The following is a 20,411-nucleotide window of genomic DNA, read 5'->3' as shown; positions in this document are numbered from 1 at the left end:
GGGGCGCTTTCTTTTGCTTACTTTTCTTTGCGCAAACAAAGAAAAGTGAGTCGCCCGGAGGGGGCGAAACCAGAAGTGTCCGAACACTCGGTAATCGGCCAGAAACAGCATCCCCGGATTTCATCCGGGCTACGGCCGCGCACCGACAGGCCGGTGCACGGCCCCCGGTGCGCACGGCGCACCCTACGAGTACGTGCAGCCGTTGATTGCGGCATAACTTTTTCCCACAAGGAGCCACCATGACCACCCTGTACATCGCCCCGGGCGCTTGCTCGCTGGCCTCGCACATCGCCGTGCATGAGCTGGACCTGCCGATCCAGATCGAAAAGGTCGTCCTGCGCACCCCGGACTCCCCCATCCACGCCATCAACCCGCTAGGCCGGGTGCCGGCCCTGCAGCTGGACGACGGCACCCTGATCACCGAGAACAGCGCCATCCTGCCGTACCTGGCCGACCAGGCACCGGGCACGCCGCTGTTCGCCCCGGCCGGCAGCGCCGAGCGGGCGCAGATCCAGAGCTGGCTGAGCTACCTGGCGGCGGAAATCCACACCGCCGCCTTCCGCCCGCTCAACCGCCCCGAGCGCTATTCGGCGAACGAGGCGGCGCACCCGGGCATCCGCGCCCAGGCCCGCAGCCAGCTGTACAAGGCCTTCGAACACATCGACACACACCTGCAGGAGCGCCAGTGGCTGGTCGGCGAGCGCTACACCCTGGCCGACGTCTACCTCGGCGTGTTCGCCAGCTGGCTGCTGCGCCTCGGCGCGCCGTTCGACGAGCTGCGGGCGGTGGCCCGGGTGCGCGAGCAGTGGGCCGCGCGCCCCGCCGTGCAGCGGGCGCTGCGGGCCGAAGGCCTGCTCTGAGGGCGCGGCCGTGGCCGAGGTGCACACCATCGCCACCTGGGCCCTGGCCGTCAGCCGCGCGCTGGAGGCCGAGGGCTTCGCCAGCGCCGCGCTGCTGGGCGAGGCGGGGATCGACCCGGCCTGGCTGAACGACAGCGACCGGCGCATCCCGGTGGCGCTGATGAGCAGGCTGTGGCGCGCCGCGCGCCGGGTCAGCGGCGACGACTGCTTCGGCCTGCGGGTGGCGCGGCACTGTTTCCCCACCGACTTCCACGGCCTGCTGTTCGCCATCCAGAGCAGCGCCACCATCGCCGAGGCGCTGCAGCGGGTGGTGCGCTTCTCCGGGGTGGTGACCACCTCGGCCAACCTCGAACTGGTCCACCAGGGCAGCCGCTGCCGGCTGCTCTACCGCCCGCTGCCGGGGGTGCAGGCCGAGCAGATCGCCACCGAGGCGCTGATCGCCTGCGCGGTGCGCCTGACCCGGCAGAGCTGGTCCGAACTGGACTTCATCAGTGCCGTGGAACTGGTGCGCCCTGCCCCGGCCGACCCGCAGCGCTGGGAAGCCCTGCTCGGCTGCCCGATCCGTTTCGACGCGCCGTGCAACGCCATCGTCTACGTCGCCCAGCCGCTCGGCCTGGCCCTGCGCACCGGCAACCGCGAGGTCGCCAGCGGCCTGGACCGGGTGATGGTCGAGTACCTCCAGCGCCTGGCCCAGCCCGACCTGCCGGGCCGGGTGCGCGACGTGATCGTGCGCAGCCTGCCGCTCGGCGAGGTGCAGCAGGGCGCGGTGGCCGAGGCCCTGGGCATGAGCGTGCGCAACCTGCATCGCCACCTGCAGAAGCACGCCACCAGCTTCAAGGAACTGCTCGACGAGACCCGCCGCCAGCTGGCCTTCGACTACCTGCGCCAGGCCCGCTGCTCGGTCAACGAGGTGTGCTACCGGCTGGGCTTCAACGAGCCGAGCAGTTTCAACCGGGCGTTCCGCCGCTGGACCGGCGAGACCCCCGGGCAGTGGCGCCGGCGCGCCCTGCAACCGGCCACGCGCCTGCCTGGCGTGCGCCGTGAGCCACCACGCGCGAGTTTGGAGTTGGCTGTCTGAGCGTCAGGCTGTCCATTGGGGGCGTGCGGGGCGGCTGGGCGGTGTTCCGATTGGTCGCGAAGCTTTGGCGTCAGGTCTGTTCGCGGACAAGTCCGCTCCCACGGGGCAGGGCTCGCCAATGGCCGATCGTGTCCGCTCATGTGAACGGCATTGGTGTCCGTGGCGGACTACGGCTTGTCCGGCCAGGCCCATCCTCGTCGCCCAGCGCTCCCTAGCATCGGCTCACCAGGCGAACAGTCGATTCGCCGGCGAAACCGCCCGTGCGCCAGGAGTATCCCCATGACCCGCATCAGCCACCGCCCGGCCGCCGCCGGCGCCCTGCTCAAACCCCTCGGCATCGCCCTGCTGCTGGCCCTGCCGCAGCTGCTCCAGGCGGCGCAGGAGGGGCCCGCCGACGAAGCCGTCGTCGAGGCCGAGCCGACCCTCGGCAAGGTCACCGTCACCGCCCGCCGCCGCGCCGAGGACGCCCAGGCCGTGCCCACGCCGATCACCGCCCTCAGCGGCGCCGACCTGGAGAGCCAGAAGGTCTACCGCATCCAGGACCTGCAGCAGGCGCTGCCCAGCGTCAACGTCGCCTACGTCCACGCCCGGGTGTCCAGCCTGGCGGTGCGCGGCATCGGCAACAACCCGGCCAGCGACGGCCTGGAAGGCAGCGCCGGGGTGTACCTGGACAACGTCTACCTGGGCCGCCCCGGCATGGCCGCCTTCGACCTGCTGGACATCGAGCAGCTGGAACTGCTGCGCGGCCCGCAGGGCACCCTGTTCGGCAAGAACACCACCGCCGGTGTGCTCAACATCAGCACCCGCAAGCCCACCTTCACCCCCGAGCGCACCCTGGAGGTCAGCGGCGGCGAGCGCGGCTACTTCCAGGGCAAGGGCAGCATCTCCGGCGGCCTCACCGACAGCCTGGCCGGGCGCCTGTCGTTCTACCGCACCCGTGAGGACGGCTACCTGGACAACGACCATGACGGCCGCACCCTGCTCGGCGGCGAGCGCGAGGGCCTGCGCGGCCAGTTGCTGTTCCAGCCGGACGACGACTTCAGCCTGCGCTGGATCAGCGAATACAACGAGGAGAACTCCAGCGCCGGCAGCTCGGTGATCTATGGCGGCGCGCAGAAGTTCTGGGACCGGGCGACCCTGGTCGGCGCCTCGCCGCGGATCGGCCGCAGCAACATCGACGCCCGGCAGAACGTCAGCGTGCACCAGAACGGCCACTCCCTGGAGGCCAACTGGAACCTGGCCGGCGGATACACCCTGACCTCGATCAGCGCCTATCGCTACTGGCACTTCAACCCGGCCAACGACGCCGACCAGCTCGACGTGGCGGTGATCGACGACCTCGGCTACGAGGTGCGCGACCGCCAGTTCTCCCAGGAAATCCGCCTGGCCTCGCCCAGCGGCGGCGCCTTCGACTACGTGCTCGGCGCCTACGCCTTCAAGCAGGACCTGGGCAACCGCATTTTCACCGACCTGGGCCCGCTGGCCGACCTCAACCTGATCGGCTTCGACCTAAACGCCCTGAACGACGTCAGCACCAAGACCAACGGCAAGATCGACACCAACAGCTTCGCCCTGTTCGCCCAAGGTACCTGGCACCTCACCGACAAGCTCGACTTCACCGCCGGCGTGCGCGGCACCTACGAGGAGAAGCAGGCGCGGGTCAGGCGCTTCGCCCCCACCGGCGGCGCGCCGGCCAGCGGCCTGGCCGCGATCATCCGCGACAGCCAGGTCGGCGCCTACGACTCCGGCGACCTCAGCCTGTACAACGCCGCGCCGTCGCTGCTGCTCAGCCTCAGCTACCAGTTCCGGCCCAACCTGCTCGGCTACGCCTCGCTGTCCCACGGCGAGAAGTCCGGCGGGGTCAACCTGGCGGTGGGCTCGGCGGCCCAGGCCGGCGCCGACTCCCTGCTGGTCGGCCCGGAGCGCGCCAACGACGCCGAGCTGGGCGTCAAGAGCACCCTGTGGAACAACCGCCTGCAGCTCAACGCCAACCTGTTCTGGACCGGCATCCACGGCTACCAGGCCACCACCTGGTACCAGCCGCCCGGTTCGCTGACCGGCTACCAGGTGCTGTCCAACGCCGGCAAGCTGCGCTCGCGCGGCCTGGAGTTCGAGGCCACGGCGCTGCCGGTGCGCGGCCTGACCCTGCGCTTCAACGGCTCCTACAACGACGTCACCTACCTGCGCTTCCAGGACGCGCCGTGCCCAGCGGAAGTCGCCACCCTGGCGGGGGCGCCCGCCACCTGCGACCTGTCCGGCGAGCGCGTGGCCGGCGCCTCCAAGTGGATCGCCAACCTCAGCGGCGAGTACGCCTGGCAGCTGGAGCAGCGCCTGCAGCCCTACGTCGCGGCCGGTTATTCCTACCGCTCCGAGGCCGAAGGCACGCTGGACAACTCCGACCTCTCCCGGATCGATGGCTACGGCCTGCTCAACCTGGCCGCCGGCCTGCGCACCGACCTGGGCGACGGCCAGCTCGACGCCTCGCTGTGGGTCAGGAACGCCACCGACAAGGAGTACTACCTGGCCGTCGGCGCCGCCGGCAACGGCCTCTACACCGGCTCGCTGGGCCAGCCGCGCACCGCCGGCCTGACCCTGCGCTACGACTTCTGAGGGAAACATGAGCAGACAACTGAGACTCGGCGCCTTCCTGATGGCCAGCGGGCACCACCTGGCGGCCTGGCGCCACCCCCGCGCCTGGGCCGGCGGCGGGGTGGACTTCGAGCACTTCAAGCGGGTGGCGCGGACCGCCGAGCGCGGCAGGTTCGACGCCATCTTCTTCGCCGACAACCTGGCCCTGCTCGGCCCACCCGAGCTGGCCAGCCTGACCATCGGCGGCGACGTGCTCGACCCGCTGATCCTGCTCGCCGGGCTGGCCAGCGTGACCGAGCACCTGGGGCTGATCAGCACGGTGTCGACCAGCTACAACGACCCCTACCTGCTGGCGCGCCGCTTCGCCTCGCTGGACCACATCTCCGGCGGCCGGGTCGGCTGGAACCTGGTGACCTCGGCCACCGACCAGGAGGCGCAGAACTTCGGCCGGGAGCGCATCGACGACCACGCCGACCGCTACGCCCGCGCCGAGGAATTCATCGACATCGCCACCGGCCTGTGGGACAGCTTCGACGACGACGCCTTCGTCCGCGACAAGTCCAGCGGCCGCTTCTTCGACCCGGCCAAGGTGCACGTGCTGGACCACCGCGGCGCGCACTACCCGCTGGTGCGCGGCCCGCTCAACCTGCCGCGCGGCCCCCAGGGCCACCCGGTGCTGGTGCAGGCCGGCTCCTCCGAACCGGGCAAGGAGCTGGCTGCGCGCACCGCCGAGGTGGTGTTCACCGCCCAGCAGACCCTGGCCGGCGCCCAGGCCTTCTACGCCGACCTCAAGGGGCGGCTGGGCAGGTACGGGCGCACGGCGGACGAGCTGAAGATCATGCCCGGCATCTCGCCGGTGCTCGGCCGCACCCGGGCCGAGGCGGAGGACACATTCGCCGAACTGCAGGAGCTGGTCGACCCGCGCCTGGGTCTCGGCCTGCTGGCCGGCATGGCTGGCGGTTTCGACCTGTCGCAGTACCCGCTGGACGGGCCGCTGCCCGAACTGCCGGAGAGCAACGCGATGAAGAGCCGGCAGAGCCTGTTCATCGACCTGGCCCGGCGCGAGAACCTGACCATCCGCCAGCTCTACCTGCGCATCGCCAGCGCCCGCGGGCACCGCACGGTGATCGGCACGCCGGTCGAGGTGGCCGATGTGCTGGAGGAATGGTTCACCCAGGGCGCGGCGGACGGCTTCAACATCATGCCGCCGTTCCTGCCCGACGGGCTGGACGACTTCGTCGACCTGGTGGTGCCGGAACTGCAGCGGCGCGGGCTGTTCCGCACCGAGTACGAAGGCCGGACCCTGCGCGACAACCTCGGCCTGAAACGGCCGGCCAGCCGCTACGCCGCGAAAGCCTCCTGAATCAGGAGGCTTCACTCCCCGTCAGTTCCTCCAGCAGCTTCTCCTTGAGGCGCTGCAACTGCGCCGACGCCCGCTCGCGAGGGTGCGGCAGGTCGACCCGCACCTCGTGGCGGATGCGCCCGGGGCGGGCGTCCATGACGATCACCCGGTCGCCCAGGTAGAGCGCCTCTTCCACGTCGTGGGTGACCATGATCATGGTGCTGCGCTGCTGCACCCAGATGCGTTGCAGCTCGCGCTGCAGGTGCACCCGGGTCAGCGCGTCGAGGGCGCCGAACGGCTCGTCGAGCAGCAGCACCTTGGGCTGGGTGATCAGCGCCCGGGCGATGGCGGCGCGCTGGGCCATGCCGCCGGAGAGCTGGTGTGGGTAGGCCTGCTCGAAGCCGGTCAGGCCGACCAGGGCCAGGTGCTCGGCGATCAGCTCGGCCTTTTCCTTGCTGCCCAGGCGGCGGTTCTTCAGGGCCAGGGCGATGTTCTGCTCGACCGTCTTCCAGGGGAACAGGCGGTGGTCCTGGAACACGATGCCGCGGTCCAGGCTGGTGCCGGACACCGGCTCGCCGTCCAGGCGGATCTGGCCCTGGTAGTCGTTCTCCAGGCCGACGATCAGGCGCAGCAGCGAGGATTTGCCGCAGCCGCTGGCGCCGACGATGCTGACGAACTCGCCGGGCAGCACCTGCAGGTTGATGTTGTGCAGCACCGGCAGCGCCTTGCCGTCGATCCGGTAGGCCTTGTGCAGGCCGCGGATGTCGAGGGCGCCGGGTTGGCGCAGGTCGTTGCCGAGCAGTTGCGGGTCGAAGATGGCGGTCATGGCGGTTACCTAGCGACGAAGGTTGCGCCAGCGCAGCAGGTGCCGGCTCAGGCGCGAAAACAGTTGGTTCATGGCGTAGCCGAGCAGGCCGATGCAGAGGACGGCGATCAGCACCACCTCCATGCGCGAGCCGGTCTCGGCGTTCATCATCAGGTTGCCCAGGCCCATGCCGGTGGAGAGGAACAGCTCGCAGCCCACCGAGCTGACCCAGGCGAAGGCCAGGGCGTGCAGCAGGCCGTTGGACAGGCTCGGCAGGGCGCTGGGCAGCTGCACGTGGACGAAGCGCTGCAGCGGACCCAGGGCGTAGATGCGGCCGACCTCCTGGTACTGCTTCTCGACGTGGCTGAAGCCCTCGAAGCTGTTCAGCACCATCGGGTAGAAGGCGGCCAGCGAGACGATCAGCACCTTGGAGAACTCGCCGCTGCCGAACCACAGGGCCAGCAGCGGGATCAGGCCGAGGATCGGCACCTGGCGCAGGGTGTGGTAGAGCGGCGCGAGCAGGCGCTCGGCGATCCGCGAATGGGCCATCAGCGCGCCCACGGCGAAGCCGGCGAGCACCCCGTAGAGCAGCCCCAGGCAGGTGCGCTGCAGGCTGGCCAGCACGCTCAGCCACAGCTCGCCGGTGGCCAGCAGCTGCTCCAGGCCCTCGCCGATCTTGCTCAGCGGGACGAAGGCGTAGGCGTGGCTGTCGCCCTGGCGCGACATGTACTCCCAGGCGGCGATCAGCAGCAGCGGCAGGAGCAGGCCGCGCAACGACAGGAGGAGTTTCTTCATGAGCGGGGTTTCCAGCGGAACAGGTGTTTTTCCAGCAGGCGGAAGCCGTGGTCGAGGGTGAAGCCGACCAGGCCGGTGACCACCACGCCGACCATCACGATGTCGATGCGCATCATCTGCCGGCTCAGCTCGATCAGCTGGCCGAGGCCGCTGTCGGCGGCCAGCAGCTCGGCCGCCACCAGCACCATCCAGGCGCGGCTCAGGCTGATGCGCAGGCCGGTGACGATGGGCGGCGCGGCGGCGGGGAAGGCCACGTCGCGCAGCAGGCTCCACAGCGGCAGGCGGTACACCGCCGCCACGTCGAAGTAGCCGCGCGGGATGCCCTTGACGCCCTCGCTGGTGGCCAGCGCCACCGGGAAGAAGGCGGCCTTGACCACGATGAGGATCTTGAAGGTCTCCTCGACGCCGAAGAACAGGATGAACATCGGGATCAGGGCGATCGAGGGAATCTGCCGCAGGGTGTGGAACAGCGGCGCGCAGTAGGCCTCGACGTTCTTCGACAGGGCCATGGCGGTGCCGAACAGCAGCCCGCCGAGGGCGCCTAGGGTGAAGCCGATGGCCAGCCGCGACAGGCTGTTCTGCAGGTGCTCGCGCAGCTCGCCGCTGCCCAGCAGCTCGACGAAGGCCTCGTACACGTGCTGCGGCGGCACCAGCAGCTGGGCCGGGTACCAGCCGGCCTGGGCGACCAGGGCCCAGGCGGCGAGCAGGGCCAGCGGCGAGGCGAACCAGCTCAGGCGGTTGAAGGTGGCGGTCGGCATCTCAGCCCTCCAGGACGACGTTGGCGGGTGCACGGCGGGCCTTGCGCAACCAGCAGAAAGCGGCCACCAGCAGCACCAGTGGAATCCACACGAAGAACAGGTTGTTGAGCCCCACCAGCTGGCTGATCGCGCCGCCGAGCAGGGCGCCGGAGAAGCTGCCGAGCATGCCGGCCAGGTTGAACAGGCCGGCGATCTTGCTCTTGTCCACCGGGTGCTCGCCGAGCTGGGCCATGTTGACCAGGTGCACCAGCGCCGCGGCGGTGCTCAGCAGCACGCCGCCGGCCGCCAGCAGGGCGTAACCGTGGGCGCTGCCGATCAGCAGCAGGCCGAGCACGGCGGCGACCAGGCCGGCCAGGTAGGCGAAGCGCCGGCCGAAGTGCTCGACCAGGTAGCCGAGGCCGAACAGGCCGAGCACCGAGGCCAGGCCCTGGACCATCACCAGGCTCACCGCCTGGCTCTGCGACAGGCCGGCGCTGTTCATCGCCAGGAGGATGACGAAGGTGCCGAACAGCGCGGCGGTGGCGCCGGAGAGCAGCTCGATCAGGCAGCTCTCGGCGATCTCCACGTGGCCGAGCATGGCCAGCACCTGGGCCAGCATGCCGCCGTCCGCGCCGGTGTCGGGAACGGCGGCGGGCTCGACCTGCTCGGCCTCCCAGAAGCCCAGGCTGTACACCGCCATCAGGCCGAAGCACAGGCCGATCACCACGAAGCCGAGGGTGAAGCTGCCGCCGCTCAGCCAGTTGCCCAGCAGCGGCCCGAGCAGGCCCATGCCGAGGGTCAGCGAGCCGCGGTACCAGCCGGCCTTGTCGTTGCCGATGCGCCGCAGCTGGCGCAGGAAGGCGCTGTTCATGGCGACGATGCGGAAGGGGATGCACAGGCCGATCAGCAGGCGGATCGCCGCCAGCCACAGCCAGCCGCCGAACAGCGGGATCAGCAGGTTGAGCAGCATCGGCCCGAGGCTGGCGAGGAAGTACACCCGGCGTGCGCCGAAGCGGGCGATGACGAAGCCGGCGGGCAGGGTCAGCAGGACCATGCCCAGCGACTCCATGGCCGCGATGATGCCGAGCTGCAGGGCGTTGGCGCCGATCTCGATGGCGTACAGGGTGGTGACGATCTTCGCCATGCCGATGGTGGCGCCGCTGAAGGCGGCCAGCAGCATGAAGCTGGCGAGGAAGGCGCCGGGCCTAGATCGCGACATTGACCTTCTCCAGCAGCTGCTCCAGCGGCGCCGGGTCGATCCACTGGCGCACGTCGAAGCCGGCCGGGATGAAGTCCCAGCGTTGGAGGAAGTCGGTCAGGTCCTGCAGCGCGTGGATGGAGCGCTCGGCCAGGTTGGTCTGCAGGCGCAGGTGGGCGTCCTCGCCGTAGGCTCGCGCCACCCAGTACTCGCTGGTGTTCAGCTCGCGGGCGAGGAAACGGCGGGTCTCCTCGGGGTGGGCCCAGCTCCACTGTTCGGCGCGCAGCACGGTCTCGAGGATCAGCACCGCCGCCTCGAAGTGCTCGTCGAGCAGGTGCTGGTCCACGGTCAGGGTGCGCGGCGTGCCGATGTTGGAACGGATCAGCGGGTCGGGGTGCGAGCCGACGTCGGTCACCACCCGCAGGCCGAACTCGTCGGCCAGGTGCAGGCCGTGGGCGCCCTTGAGGAAGATCGCGTCGATGTCGCCGCGCAGCAGGCCGATCAGCTCGTTGTTGCGCCGCCGCACGCGGCCGCCGAGGCTGACCTGGGCGCCGTGCACGTGGCGCACCGGGTTGTCGCTGTAGGTGCCGCCGTAGGGGTAGTCGACCAGCTCCACGTCGGCCACCGTCAGGCCTTCCAGGCTGAGGGCGTTCTCCAGGCCGCGGATGGCCTGGGCGCGGGTGAAGTCGATCTGCACGTTGGCCCACTTGGGCACGCCGAAGCGGCGGTTGCGCAGGTCGCGGATGTCCTTCACCGGGCTGTCGTGGCTGGTGACGATCAGCTGCACCTCGTCGCTCCACGACAGGCCCAGCACCCGGGTGGCGCGGCCGCTGGCGCGGGCCCAGATTGCCGGGATGTTGCCGCCGTGGCGTACCGAGTTGTGCAGGTGATGATCGAAGTGCGCCTCGCGCACCTCGCGGTCGGAAGATTCGCGCAGCGCCTGGATGCGCGTGCCGAACGGCCGGAAGGCCTGGGCCAGACGCCCGGACTCCACGGCGACGCCGAGCCCTGTGGGTACCGGACTGTGGGTGTACCAGAGGGTATCGAGAGGTTTGTTCATGTAGCGTGTGGTTCCAGAGGTTGCTCGGTGCCCCTGCGGGAGGGGGCTGGGGTGAGAGGCGGCTCCGGTGTTGCCGAAGACTCCCTCACCCCGGCCCCTCTCCCGGGGGGAGAGGGGAGTTTTCAGCCCGCCTGCTTGGCGACGGCGCTGCGCAGGGTTTCCAGCGGGCGCGGGTCGATCCAGTCGCGCACCGAGAAGCTCTGCGGGATGAAGGCCCAGCGCTGGAGGAAGTCGGTGAAGTCCTGCAGGGCGACGATGGAGCGTTCGTCGAGGTTGGTGCGCAGGCGCTGGTGGGCGTCCTCGCCATAGGCCTGGGTCACCCAGTACTCGCTGCTGTTGGTCTCGCGGGCCAGGTAGCGGCGGGTGTCGTCCGGGTGGGTCCAGGCCCATTCCTCGGCGCGCAATACCGAGGCGAGGATGCCGACGGCGGCGTCGTAGTGGTTGTCCAGCAGGTTGAGGTCGACGCTCAGGGTGCGCGGGGTGCCGTTGTTGGCGCGCACCAGCGGTTCCGGGTGCGAGCCGGTGTCGATCACCGTGTGCAGGCCGAACTGCTGGGCCAGCTGGGCGGCGCTGGCGCCCTTGAGGAAGATCGCGTCGACCTCGCCGCGCAGCAGGCCGACCAGCTCGGCGTTCTGCCCGCCGCGACGGCGGCCGCCGAAGGTGGAGACGCCGCCCACGGTCTGCGCCGCCTCGTCGCTGAAGGTGCCGCCGTGCAGGTAGTCGACCAGTTCGACGTCCTTCACTTCCAGGCCTTCCAGGCGCAGGGCGTTCTCCAGGCCGCGGATGGCCTGGGCGCGGGTGAAGTCGATCTGCGCGCTGGCCCAGTTGGGCAGGCCGAAGCGGCGGCCCTTGAGGTCCTTGACGGTCTTGATGCCGCTGTCCGGCAGGGTCAGGATCAGTTGCACCTCGTCGGCCCAGGACAGGCCGATCACGCGGGTCTCGCGGCCGCTGGCGCGGGCCCAGATGGCCGGGATGTTGCCGCCGTGGCGGACCGAGTTCTGCAGGGTGTGGTCGAAGTGCGACTCGCGCACCGCCTGGTTGTCCGACTCGCGCAGCGACTTGATGCTGGTGCCCTGGGCGCCCAGGGTTTCTTCCAGCCAGCCTTTCTGCACGGCGATGCCGAGGCCGGTCGGGACCGGGCAGCGGGTGTACCAGAGCGTATCGAGCGGTTGACTCATGGGGTGACTCTCCAAATGGGACGTGACGGCGGATGGCAAACACGGGCGGCGGATGCGCCCCGTGGACGGCTGCCAGGGGAAATTGCAACCCCCATGCCACGGCCCGACGAAACCCGCACAGGCCGCGTGGCACAAGGGCTGCGGGGTTTCAGGGGCGTGCAGGGAGGGGCCGGGCCGAGGGGCGTTGCTGCTGGGGCAACACCCCGGCAGCAGCGCCTTGCGTGTTTCCAGGCAGTCAGGCCGGCAGCCCCGCGGCGCTCGCGCCTACGGGCATGCAACGCATGACGGACACGTGGGTGAAAAAAGGCATGTCCCCGTGACCTGTTGCAGACGCTGCAGCTGTCCCGCGGAAGCGGCCTGCCACTGGATTCCCGCCTGCGCGGGAATGACGGCTTTGGAAGAAACTAGAAATTCCACCCCCCTACATCGTCATCCCCGCGCAGGCGGGGAACCAGAAGGGATCAGGGCACTAAGGCATCCAACGGAGGCATAGCCCCAAAAGGCTATGTCCCCGTTGAATGCTGCATACCTTGTGGGAGCGGATTTATCCGCGAATGTCGCGGGCAATCGGAATGCCGCCCAGCCATTCCTACAAAGGCAGGATTGCGCCACACGTAACGGCTACATGGCCCAAAAAAAGCCCCGCGCAGGGCGGGGCTTCGGGTGGACGGCGCGGGCGCTCAGACCACCGCCTTCAGCTCCTCGCGGGCCTCGGCCGGCTGGCGCGCGTGGACCAGCGGCAGCACCTCCTGGCCGATGCGCAGGGCTTCTTCCAGGTGCGGGTTGGCGGCCAGGATGAAGGTCGAGAAGCCAGCGTCGCGGTACTCGGCCAGGCGCTCGGCGACGTTCTCGTGGCTGCCGACCAGGCCGATGGTCGGCCCCGGCTTGGCCTTGCCGAAGCCGGCCCACAGGTTCGGCCCGATCACCAGATCGTCGAAGCGCTCGCTGCCCTGGTGGTAGGCGGTCTGGCGCGCCGCGCCGACCGAATCGGAGCCGGTGGCGAAGTGCTGGATGGCGGCGGCGGTCCGGGCGTCGATGCGCTCGTACTGGCGGCGCAGCTCGCTCCAGGCGGCCTCCTCGGTCTCGCGGGCGAACAGGTCGATGCGGATGCCGAAGCGCACGCTGCGGCCCTGCTTGTCGGCCAGCTCGCGCACGCGCTCGATGTGCGGCCTGAGCTTGTCGATCGGTTCGGCCCAGTTCAGGTACACGTCGGCGTGGCGCGCGGCCACGTCCAGCGCCGGGTCGGAGAAACCGGAGAAGTACACCCCGGGTTTGCGCTCGTGGCGCAGGTTGGCCGGCAGCGAGCCGTTCTCCAGCTGGTAGATGTCGCCCTGGTAGCTGAACTGCTCGTTCTCCCAGAGGCCCTGGATGATGTCGAGGAACTCGCCGGTGCGCTGGTAGCGCTTGTCATGTTCGAGGAAGTCGCCGTTGGCGCGTTGGCTGGCCGGGTTGCCGCCGGTGATGATGTTCCACTCCAGGCGGCCGCGGCTGAGGTTCTGCAGGATCGCCGCCTGCTGCGCGGCGTAGGCCGGCAGGGTCCAGGTGGCCTGGAAGGCGATCAGGAACTTGATCCGCCGGGTCTCGCGGGCCAGCGCCGCGGCGGCGATCCACGGCTCGGGGCCGGTGGGCAGCAGCGCGCCCTCGAAGCCGGCCAGCTCGGCGGCTTTGGCCACCTGGGCGACGTAGTCGATATAGGTGAAGCCGTCCGGCTCGCCATTGGGCAGGCGCCCGGGAGCGATGTTGCCGGGGCGGTGCCGGGCGACGCCGCGGTTGTTCTTGTCCGAGGCGATGTGCGGGCCGTCGCTGCCAAGCGGCAGGCGCCAGAAGAATTCGGTGCTCATGGGTCACTCCAGTGCGATGCGCAGGTGGCCGCCGTGTGCGGCCCTGGCACGGACGGGTGCAACCGCTATGCCAGCGCCACGGGCCGCGCCGGCGCTGGGCTCGCAGCTGGCGCGCCGGCCCGGGTGCGTGCCCAGCAACACCCGGCCAGCAATCGCTGCTGACCGGGCAGCAGGGCTGCTTCTGGAGCAGCAACAGGGCGCTCTTTGTTTCGGGTAATTCCTTTTCAATCAACGACTTGTGTCGCTGGCACAGGAACTGCTGAAGGCTCGGTAACGCCGGGGCCGGGCCCCGGACCGTTCACTGCTCAAGAAGGACAGATTCGATGACCAGCATCAGCCTCGATACCCAGCAACGCGCCTACGTCGACCAGGCCAAGCGCGACTTCGCCAAGGCCTACCGCGTGCTCAAGGACAGCCGCACGCTGACCGCCACCAACACCTACCAGGCCTACCTGCGCGTGCCGGACAGCGAACTGGTGGTGGCCCTGCACGCGCCGAGCCCGTGGGCCGACGACGAGGAAATCCGCGCGGTGGTCGCCAGCTACGACGGCGTGGTGGCCCTCGACGAGACCGTCGAAGGCACCTCGCCGCTCAGCGGCAGCAAGTCCGGCGGCAACGGCAAGCGCTACGCCGCGGTGTTCCAGAACCGCCCGGAGGTCAACGTGGTGATCCACGTGCACACCCCCTACCTCGGCGGCTGGGCCAGCGCCCACCGGGTACTGCCGATCCGCTACGCCGCGTCGCAGCGCGTGACCCTGGCCCGCGAGCTGCCGATCTACATCGACCGCCGCCAGCAGGAGGCGGATTTCATCGTCGAGAAGATCGCGGAGAACCCGCACACCCCGGCGATCCTCGAGGCCAACGGCGGCGCCACCTTCTGGGGAACCGGGATCATCCAGGCGTCGAAGCTGATCCTGCTGATCGAGGAGGGCGCCTACTTCCAGGGGCTGGCCGAGCTGTTCGGCGGCTCCCAGGAGTTCGGGCCGGGAGTGCTGGAGCAGCAGTGGAAGATGACGGGGCTGTGGGCGCAGGGGCAGAAGTTGCTGGGTGTGGCGGCCTGAGTACCGGTGCTGATGGAGAGCCCTCGTTAAGAGGGCTTCTTGGGGCTATGTACCCGTTACGTGTTCGTGGCGCAATTCTGCTCTTGTGGGAGCGGCTGGGCGGCATTTCGATTGGCCGCGAAATTCGCGGATAAATCCGCCCCCACAAGGTGTGCAACAACTAGCGTGGACAGAGCCTTCTTTTGGGCTATGTCTTCGTTGCATGTTGCAGGCGCTACGGCTGCCCTGCGGAAATGGCCTGCCTGTAATCAATTGGAGCCCGTAGTGTGGTTAGGCCACAGGCCGTAATCCACCCGCGCAATCGACCGCGGCACCGCCGGTGGGTTACCGGCTAACCCACCCTATGCGTTGCGCGGTCAAGCGCCTCTATCTGAGCCCTGCAGCTGCCTGCCTCTGGATTCCCGCCTGCGCGGGAATGACGGTTCCAGAAGAAATTCCACTCCTACCTCGTCATCCCCGCGCAGGCGGGGATCCAGAAGGGGTCATGCAGACAGTCGCTCCTCGGGTTGGCTTGCAAGGCACATCCCTGGCCCTTCAGGCGGGGACGCCTAATTCTCTCGCCGCATCCCTGCGGCTCTCCCATCTACGCAACGATTCCGCTCACCCTCCTGAAGGGGCGTTTGGTGTTGTCTGGCAAGGCTGATTGGATGTCTCCGTAGGGTGCGCCGTGCGCACCGCCCTCCGAGCCATCGGTGCGCACGGCGCACCCTACGCGCAAGCCAGCTGGCTTTAGTAGGAGCGAGCTTGATCGCGAACTAGGCCCGCAAAGAGCTTCGCGAGCAGGGCTCGCTCCTACTGGTAGCTCGGATGCAATCCGGGGAAAGGCGTGGACTATCCCGGATTTCATCCGGGCTACGAGTGTTCGGCCCAAAGGTGCGCACGGCGCACCCTATGTGCAAGACAGCTTGGCTTTAGTAGGAGCGAGCTTGCTCGCGAAGCAGGCCCGCAAAGAGCTTCGCTGGTAGCCCGGATGCAATCCGGGAAGCGGCGACGACCCATCCCGGATTTCATCGGGGCTACGGAAGCCGACCCAAGGTGCGCATGGCGCACCCTACGGATCGCACACCGCTCACACCCCCTCCACCACCAGATGCCCCCGCGTCTGCAACGAGAACAGGTGCGCATAGAACCCGCCCGGCCGTTCCACTAGCTCGGCATGGCGCCCCTGTTCGAGCACCTCGCCCTGGTTCAGCACGAGGATCAGGTCCGCACTCATCACCGTGCTCAGGCGGTGGGCGATGATCACCGAGGTGCGCCCGCTGACCAGCCGCTCCAGGCCCTTCTGCACCAGGTGCTCGGACTCCGAGTCCAGCGCGCTGGTGGCCTCGTCGAGGATGATCAGGCCCGGGTCCTTGAGGATCGCCCGGGCGATCGCCACCCGCTGCTTCTCGCCGCCGGAGAGTTTCACCCCGCGCTCGCCGACCAGCGTGTCGTAGCCGTTCTCCATGCGCAGGATGAAGCCCTCCGCGTGGGCCGCGCGGGCGGCGGCGCGGACTTCGTCGTGGTTGGCGCCGGGGCGGGCGAAGGCGATGTTCTCGCCGATGCTGTCGTTGAACAGCGCCACGTCCTGCAGCACTACGCCCATCAGCGCGCGCACGCTGCGTTGGCGGTAGTCGCGCAGGTCGCGGCCGTTGATCAGGATGCGCCCTTCGCTGGGGTCGTAGAAGCGCATCAGCAGCTTGACGATGGTGCTCTTGCCGCTGCCGCTGCTGCCCACCAGGGCCAGGGTGCGGCCGGCGTCGAGGCGGAACGAGACGTGGTGCAGCGCGTAGTGGTCCTTGCCCGGGTAGCGGAAGCTGACGTCCTCGAAGACGATGCTTTCCAGGTGCTCAAGGGCCACCGCGTCGGGCCGGTCGGCGTGCTCGGCCTCGACGTCGAGCAGTTCGACCAGGCGCTCGGCGGTGCTCTCGATCTCGCCGGCCTGGTTGATCTGCCGCGCCACCGGGCCGACGGTGTTGACCAGGTTCTGGGTCAGGGTCAGCACCAGCAGGATGTCGCCGACGGTGAAGCGGCCCTGCAGCGCGCCATGCACGGTGAGGGCGACGGCGGCGAACACGCCGAAGGTGTTGATCATGTTGAGCGCCTGTTCCGAGCGCCACTCGGTCTTGTGCAGGTTGCCGCGCACCACCATCCACTCGGCCTGGGTGTCGTCGTAGCGCTGCTTGACCGCCGGCTCGCCGCCGAAGCTGCGCACCGTGGAGATGTTGCCGATCATCTCGGCGAGCAGCCCGGTCATGCGCCCGGCCAGCACCTGCCAGCCGCGCCGGTAGGGGCGGGTCCAGCCGACGGTGCGCCAGGAGATCCACAGGTTGAGCAGCACCACCGCCGCAGCGATCACCCCCACCAGCGGCGCCTTGAGCAGCAGCACGACGAGGATGAAGGCCAGTTGCAGCAGGCTCGCCAGGGTGCCGTCGGTGAGCGACGACAGCCACATGGTGATGGTGGTGATGTTGCCGAAGCGGTCCATGATCTCGCCGGCGCGGGTCTTCTCGAAGTAGTCGATGGACTTGCGCGTCATGTTGTCGAACACCCGCTGGCGCAGGGTGCTGACGGTGTCCAGCCAGAGGTTGTCGGCCTGGCGGTTCTGCAGGGCGCCGAACAGCACCACGCCCAGGCGCAGGACGAAGAAGGTGGCCAGCAGCAGTGTCACGCTCCAGGTCGCTTGCTCGCGGCTGATGGCGCCGGACAGCATCTGCGCGATGGCGTCGACGATGAACTTGTACAGGTACGGGGTGGCGGTGCCGATGAAGCCGAGGGCGGTGCCCACGGCGATCACGCCGAGCACGCGGCCGCGGTACTCCGGGATGAACTGGATGATGCGCCAGATGTTGTTCATGGTTCAGAGCAGGGCCGGGTCGAAGCGGCCCGCGGCGGCCAGGCGCTGCAGCGGTTCGCGCTGGTTCGGCTGTTCGCGGGCGCGCAGGTCGTCCGGCAGGCTGTCGCGTTCGGCGCGGCGGCCGATGGCGACGGCGACGTGGATGTCGTAGTCCGCCGGCACGCCGAGCAGGGCGCGTGCGCGTTCGCGGTCGAAGCCGCCCATGGCGTGGGTGGCCAGGCCGTCGTGGGCGGCCTGCAGGGCCAGGCTGGCCCAGGCGGCGCCGGCGTCGAAGGCGTGGCTGCCGAGCGGCGCCGGGGCGTCCTTGCCGGGCGCCTGGAAGCTGCGCTTGGACAGCACGACGAGCAGCACCGAGGCGTTGGCCGCCCAGCGCTGGTTGTTGGCGATCAGCAGGTCGAGGAAGGCCGGCCACTCGGCGCTGTCGCGCAGGGCGTAGACGAAGCGCCAGGGCTGCGCGTTGTGCGCCGAGGGCGCCCAGCGGGCCGCCTCCAGCAGGGCGTGCAGCTGTTCCTGGCCGATCGGCGAGGCGTCGAAGGCACGCGGCGACCAGCGGTCGACGAACAGCGGGTTGATCGGATGTTCGGGTTGGCGTTGGCTCATGGTTCGGTCCTTGCGGCTGGGAAAGCCTGAGCCCTGGAGCACGAACCGTTCCACTTCCGCTGCTTGGCGTTTTCTGTTTATGAATCAATGGCTTGAGAAGTAACCGGAGAGTGGGCGTGGCGCGTTGCCCGGCGGCTGTTGCCAGGGCAGCAGCCCGCCGGCAGCGGGCTGCTGCGCCACCAGCAGTCAGCGCTGGCCGCGTACCAGTGGCAGCACTTCCTCGCCGACCCGGTAGGCTTCTTCCAGGTGCGGGGTGCTGGCGAGGATGAAGGCGTCGGCGCCCAGTTCGACCAGTTGGTCCAGGCGTTCGGCGACCTGCTGGTAGCTGCCGACGATGCCGTTGGTCTGGCCGCCGCGCAGCAGGCTGAAGCCGGACCAGACGTTGGGCTCGATGATCAGGTCGCGGTAGCCGTTGATGGTCTGCGGCCGGTTGGCGCCCTGGCGACTGGCGCCAACCGAGTCGCCGGCGCCACGCTCGCGCAGGCGGGCGACGGCTTCCGGCGACAGCCGCTCGAAGCCCTTGCGCACTTCGTCCCAGGCTTCTTCCTCGGTGGCGCGGGCGATCACGTCGACCCGCACCGCGCACTTGATCTTGCGGCCGAGGGCGTCGGTGCGCTCCTTCACCCGGTCGAACTTCTCCTTGAGCTGGTCGAACGGCTCCAGCCAGGACAGGTAGTAGTCGGCGTGCTTCGAGGCCGAGGCCAGGGCCGCGTCGGAGGAGCCGGAGAAGTAGATTTCCGGGAATTCCTCGCGCGACAGCGGCTCGGCCAGGCCGGCGCCCTCGACCTGGTAGAACTTGCCGTCGTAGTCGAACGGCCCGCCCTGCCAGACGCCGCGCAGCACGTCGAGGAACTCGCTGGTGCGGGTGTAGCGCTCGTCGTGGGCCACCGAGTCGCCCCACCACAGTTGCGCGGGACCGCCGCCGCCGGTGATCACGTTGAACAGGGCGCGGCCGCCGGTGGCGCGCTGCAGGGTGGCGGCCTGGCGCGCGGCGGTGACCGGGTTCAGGAAGCCCGGCTGGAAGGCGATCATGAAGCGGAAGGTGCGGGTCTGCCGGGCCAGGAAGGAGGACACCGTCCACGGCTCGTCGGTGGACGGGAAGGAGGGGATCAGGCCGCCCTGGAAGCCGGCGGTTTCCGCCGCGCGGGCGATCTCGGCGAGGTAGTCGATGTAGCTGTAGCCGTCGTCGCGGCCGCTCAGGCCGGCGCCGCTCGGGCGGCCCTCGCCGAAGTACCAGTCGCCGCGGAAGGGTTCGCGGTTGCGGTGGGTGCTGGGTTCGCCGTGGGTGGGCAGGCGCCAGTGGAAGTCGATGGTCATGCGGTTGTCTCCGGAATTGGGGGGCGGGTCAGGCGGCGCGGCGGGTGCGGGCGCGCAGTTTCGGCAGCAGGTTCTCGCCGACCCGGTAGGCTTCCTCCAGGTGCGGCGCGGCGCCGAGCAGGAAGCTGTGGATGCCGGCGTCGGCATAGGCGGCCAGGCGCTCGATGACTTCGTCGTAGCTGCCGACCAGGGTGGCCCTGGCGTCGCCGTTGCCGAGGCCGAGCCACAGGCCGTCTTCGCTGAAGCTGCCGTGCCAGCCGGTCTGCTCGGCCAGGCGGCGGGCGTCGCGCTCGGCCTCCTCGCGGCTCTCGCGGGCCAGCACGTCGAGGCGCAGGCCGAACTGCAGCTCGCGCTGGCGGGCGCGGGCGATGCCGCGCAGTTCGTCGAGCAGCGGCAGCAGGTCGGCCAGGGGCTGGGCGTCGAACAGGTGGACGTCGGCCTGCGCCGCCGAGAGCAGCAGGGCTTCGGCGCTGGCGCCGGAGAGGTAGACCCGGGGCACCGGGTGGCCGCCGAGCGGGCCGCTGAAGCCGCCGCCGCGGACCTCGAAGAAGCGTCCCTTGAAGTCGAAGCCGCCGGGCTGGCCGATGACGCCCCGGGCGACTGTGAGGAATTCGTCGATGCGCGGCAGCAGGTCGGCGTCGCCCGCCGGGTCGCCCTGGCGGCGGCGTTGCTGGGCGTCGGCGGTGCTGCCGATCTGCCAGGCGAAGCGGTTGCCGGAGAAGCGCTGGAAGCTGATGGCGTTCTTCGCCGCGTACACCGCCGAGCCGCGCGCCGCGTCGAATTCGGCGATCAGCCTGACGCGGCGGGTGGCCGGGGCGAGGTAGCCGGCGACGATCCACGGCTCGTCGCCGTCCGGGTGGTTGCCGATGCGGATGCCGTCGAAGCCGGTGAGGTCGGCGGCGCGGGCGATCTGGTGCAGGTAGTCGAGGTAGTTGAAGCGCGTGCCGCGCGGATCGCTGACGCCAGCGGTGAACGGCGCCGGGTCGCCCGCCAGGCGCTCGCCGCGCTTGCGTTCGGCGGCGTCGGCGTAGCGCGCGTCGCGGTGGTTGGGGAGGTGCCAGATGAATTCGACGCTCATGGGAAAGGTCCTGTTGAAGGGAGTCGCCACGGGCCG

The 20,411-nt window shown here is 69.7% G+C and carries 16 protein-coding genes; 5 read left to right on the top strand and 11 right to left on the bottom strand.

Annotated elements, in window-relative coordinates; all coding sequences use genetic code 11:
• Nucleotides 1-239: 239 nt before the first annotated feature.
• The 4 genes from N5D30_RS25085 to N5D30_RS25070 all read left to right on the top strand — a co-directional run bounded on the left by N5D30_RS25085 (nt 240) and on the right by N5D30_RS25070 (nt 5,890).
• Complete coding sequence (locus N5D30_RS25085) at nt 240-860, top strand: glutathione S-transferase N-terminal domain-containing protein (protein WP_279911176.1); 621 nt, start codon at nt 240-242, stop codon at nt 858-860.
• 10 nt (nt 861-870) lie between these two features.
• A complete protein-coding gene (locus N5D30_RS25080) occupies nt 871-1,938 on the top strand; it encodes an AraC family transcriptional regulator (protein WP_279905315.1) in 1,068 nt (355 codons plus the stop codon).
• A 279-nt stretch (nt 1,939-2,217) separates the two neighbouring features.
• Nucleotides 2,218-4,548 carry a TonB-dependent receptor gene (locus tag N5D30_RS25075; RefSeq protein ID WP_347881214.1) on the top strand — a complete coding sequence of 777 codons (2,331 nt, stop codon included), beginning with the start codon at nt 2,218-2,220 and terminating at the stop codon, nt 4,546-4,548.
• A 7-nt stretch (nt 4,549-4,555) separates the two neighbouring features.
• The gene (locus N5D30_RS25070; protein ID WP_279911175.1) at nt 4,556-5,890 is read left to right on the top strand and encodes an LLM class flavin-dependent oxidoreductase; all 1,335 of its coding nucleotides are present in this window, start codon (nt 4,556-4,558) and stop codon (nt 5,888-5,890) included.
• 1 nt (nt 5,891) lies between these two features.
• Here the strand turns inward: N5D30_RS25070 and N5D30_RS25065 are convergent, their stop codons facing one another.
• From N5D30_RS25065 to N5D30_RS25035, 7 genes are all read right to left on the bottom strand, one after another.
• The gene (locus N5D30_RS25065; protein WP_220811686.1) at nt 5,892-6,695 is read right to left on the bottom strand and encodes an ABC transporter ATP-binding protein; all 804 of its coding nucleotides are present in this window, start codon (nt 6,693-6,695) and stop codon (nt 5,892-5,894) included.
• A gap of 9 nt (nt 6,696-6,704) precedes the next feature.
• On the bottom strand, nt 6,705-7,469 hold the full coding sequence (locus N5D30_RS25060; RefSeq protein WP_220811688.1) for an ABC transporter permease: 765 nt from the start codon (nt 7,467-7,469) through the stop codon (nt 6,705-6,707).
• Nucleotides 7,466-8,227 carry an ABC transporter permease gene (locus N5D30_RS25055; RefSeq protein WP_220811690.1) on the bottom strand — a complete coding sequence of 254 codons (762 nt, stop codon included), beginning with the start codon at nt 8,225-8,227 and terminating at the stop codon, nt 7,466-7,468. Before N5D30_RS25055 ends, N5D30_RS25060 begins: the two co-directional genes overlap by 4 nt.
• Nucleotide 8,228: 1 nt before the next feature.
• Nucleotides 8,229-9,425 carry an MFS transporter gene (locus N5D30_RS25050; RefSeq protein WP_279911174.1) on the bottom strand — a complete coding sequence of 399 codons (1,197 nt, stop codon included), beginning with the start codon at nt 9,423-9,425 and terminating at the stop codon, nt 8,229-8,231.
• On the bottom strand, nt 9,412-10,464 hold the full coding sequence (locus N5D30_RS25045; protein WP_220811694.1) for an ABC transporter substrate-binding protein: 1,053 nt from the start codon (nt 10,462-10,464) through the stop codon (nt 9,412-9,414). Before N5D30_RS25045 ends, N5D30_RS25050 begins: the two co-directional genes overlap by 14 nt.
• Nucleotides 10,465-10,586: 122 nt before the next feature.
• A complete protein-coding gene (locus N5D30_RS25040) occupies nt 10,587-11,642 on the bottom strand; it encodes an ABC transporter substrate-binding protein (RefSeq protein WP_279905311.1) in 1,056 nt (351 codons plus the stop codon).
• A 680-nt stretch (nt 11,643-12,322) separates the two neighbouring features.
• Nucleotides 12,323-13,483 carry an LLM class flavin-dependent oxidoreductase gene (locus N5D30_RS25035; protein WP_220811697.1) on the bottom strand — a complete coding sequence of 387 codons (1,161 nt, stop codon included), beginning with the start codon at nt 13,481-13,483 and terminating at the stop codon, nt 12,323-12,325.
• Nucleotides 13,484-13,806: 323 nt separating this feature from the next.
• Here N5D30_RS25035 and N5D30_RS25030 point away from each other — a divergent pair, with 323 nt between their 5' ends.
• A complete protein-coding gene (locus N5D30_RS25030) occupies nt 13,807-14,544 on the top strand; it encodes a class II aldolase/adducin family protein (RefSeq protein ID WP_279911173.1) in 738 nt (245 codons plus the stop codon).
• 1,069 nt (nt 14,545-15,613) lie between these two features.
• On the opposite strand, the gene N5D30_RS25025 is transcribed toward N5D30_RS25030, so the two are convergent.
• The 4 genes from N5D30_RS25025 to N5D30_RS25010 all read right to left on the bottom strand — a co-directional run bounded on the left by N5D30_RS25025 (nt 15,614) and on the right by N5D30_RS25010 (nt 20,375).
• Nucleotides 15,614-17,380, bottom strand: coding sequence for an ABC transporter ATP-binding protein (locus N5D30_RS25025; RefSeq protein WP_279911172.1), 1,767 nt, complete (start codon nt 17,378-17,380; stop codon nt 15,614-15,616).
• 3 nt (nt 17,381-17,383) lie between these two features.
• The gene (locus N5D30_RS25020; protein WP_279911171.1) at nt 17,384-17,980 is read right to left on the bottom strand and encodes a nitroreductase family protein; all 597 of its coding nucleotides are present in this window, start codon (nt 17,978-17,980) and stop codon (nt 17,384-17,386) included.
• Nucleotides 17,981-18,166: 186 nt separating this feature from the next.
• Nucleotides 18,167-19,297 carry an LLM class flavin-dependent oxidoreductase gene (locus N5D30_RS25015; protein WP_279911170.1) on the bottom strand — a complete coding sequence of 377 codons (1,131 nt, stop codon included), beginning with the start codon at nt 19,295-19,297 and terminating at the stop codon, nt 18,167-18,169.
• Between the two features lie 28 nt (nt 19,298-19,325).
• Nucleotides 19,326-20,375 (bottom strand): LLM class flavin-dependent oxidoreductase, encoded by a 1,050-nt coding sequence (locus tag N5D30_RS25010; RefSeq protein WP_279911169.1) that lies wholly within the window; start codon nt 20,373-20,375, stop codon nt 19,326-19,328.
• Nucleotides 20,376-20,411 lie beyond the last annotated feature (36 nt).

Source organism: Pseudomonas sp. GD03875 (assembly GCF_029840585.1).
GTDB lineage: Bacteria > Pseudomonadota > Gammaproteobacteria > Pseudomonadales > Pseudomonadaceae > Aquipseudomonas > Aquipseudomonas paralcaligenes.
This window is presented reverse-complemented; position numbering and strand designations above follow the sequence as displayed.